Raw genomic sequence first — 1,021 nt, 5'->3', positions numbered from 1 at the left:
CCCGATACCTGCTGGAAAAAATGGAGTCTTCCTTTGGCGAACTGATCAAAGAAGTCCAGCGTCTTCTGCCAGTTAATAAAATCACTGAAATATTCCAGCGACTGGTCTCGGAAGATATCTCGATCAGGAACCTGAGATCCATACTTCAGGCACTGGTCGTCTGGGGCCACAAAGAAAAGGAAGTGGTTCAGTTAACATAATATGTCCGCTCATCATTGAAACGATACATCAGTTACAAGTATTCGAATGGTAAAAACATGCTGCCTGTCTACCTTCTTGATCAAGATGTTGAAGATACCATACGTGGTGGCATCCGACAGACATCAGCAGGCAGCTATCTGGCTCTTGATCCGTCCCAGTCTGCTCGCTTTGTTGAGAATGTAAAAAACACAGTAGGCAAAATTGGGCACCTTGAACATAAACCTGTACTGATCACATCGATGGATATTCGCCGATACGTCAGGAAGCTTCTGGAGCTGGAAGTTTATGATCTGGCCGTATTGTCTCACCAAGAGCTTACAGAAGAAATCACAGTACAACCTCTGGGTCGTATATCACTCTGATCAATGTTGATAACTGACAGCCCACTCTTTTTAGTAAGAAGGCTGTCTGGTCAGAAAAGAAATGCAGGAAGTGAAAAAAGATGTTTGCTCAGAGGCCATTCACTCGAGGATCATTGGAGTTCAGAACGAACCAGACCGTAAACGTATTGATCAAAGTAGTCTTCACCTTTGAAAATATGTTTTCTCAAGATACCTTCGAGTTGGAAGCCGCACTTTTCGAGTACTTTTCCAGACCCTTTGTTGTAATCAACCACATCGGCATAAATGCGGACCAGACCCAGCTCGTCCATGGCATACTGTGTGATACGGCTGAGAGCCTGAGTCATTACTCCTTTTCCCCAGTGGGATTCAGATAACCAATAGCCAATTTCAGCCGTAAAACGATGAACATCCACTTGGGTTACAAAGCCGATCTCACCAATGGCCTCCCCTTCATGATCGATCACAAAACGGGTATC

The 1,021-nt window shown here is 44.7% G+C and carries 1 protein-coding gene and 1 pseudogene; one reads left to right on the top strand and one right to left on the bottom strand.

The window, feature by feature from the left end; translation table 11 throughout:
- The first annotated feature begins 20 nt into the window (after positions 1-20).
- Positions 21-563: pseudogene (locus KDK16_RS12045) on the top strand (FHIPEP family type III secretion protein).
- Between the two features lie 110 nt (positions 564-673).
- Here KDK16_RS12045 and KDK16_RS12040 read toward each other — a convergent pair.
- The coding region (locus tag KDK16_RS12040; protein ID WP_257276305.1) for a GNAT family N-acetyltransferase at positions 674-1,021 on the bottom strand (348 nt) is incomplete at its 5' end.

It is taken from the genome of Endozoicomonas sp. SESOKO4 (assembly GCF_024606275.1).
Note: the sequence above shows the minus strand (reverse complement) of the source record. Positions and strands in the feature narration are given on the sequence as shown.